At 72.2% G+C, this 694-nt stretch carries 1 pseudogene; it reads right to left on the reverse strand.

The window, feature by feature from the left end:
• A pseudogene (locus tag G3I71_RS45250) lies at positions 1–694 on the reverse strand (excinuclease ABC subunit A); the annotation flags it as partial.

Consider the following 694-nt stretch of genomic DNA (forward strand, 5'->3'; position numbering starts at 1 on the left):
CATGACCGTGTAGAGGATCGAGTTCACGAGCGTCGACTTGCCCGAGCCCGACACCCCGGTGACGGCCGTGAGCACGCCGAGCGGGAACGACACGTCGATGCCGCGCAGGTTGTTCTCGCGTGCGCCGACCACCGTGACCTGCCGCGAGCGGTCCACGGGGCGCCGCGTCGCGGGCATGGGGATCGAGCGCCGCCCCGAGAGGTAGGCGCCCGTGACGGACTCCTGCGACGCGAGCAGGCCCTCGAGGTCGCCCGAGTGCACGACGCGACCGCCGTGCTCGCCCGCGCCGGGGCCGATGTCGACGATCCAGTCGGCGGTGCGGATGGTGTCCTCGTCGTGCTCGACGACGATGAGCGTGTTGCCGAGGTCGCGCAGCCGCGTGAGCGTCTCGATGAGGCGGCGGTTGTCGCGCTGGTGCAGCCCGATGGACGGCTCGTCGAGCACGTACAGCACGCCGACGAGGCCCGAGCCGATCTGCGTCGCGAGCCGGATCCGCTGCGCCTCGCCGCCCGAGAGCGTGCCGGCGGGGCGCATGAGCGACAGGTAGTCGAGGCCGACGTCGAGCAGGAAGCCGAGCCGCGCCTGGATCTCCTTGACGACCTGCGCGGCGATCGCGCGCTCGCGCTCGCCGAGCTCGAGGCCGTCGATGAAGTCGCGCGCCTCGTCGATGGGCAGCGAGCAGACGTCGGCGATG

Source organism: Streptomyces sp. SID12501 (assembly GCF_010550245.1).
In the GTDB taxonomy this organism is placed as follows: Bacteria; Actinomycetota; Actinomycetes; order Streptomycetales; family Streptomycetaceae; genus Streptomyces.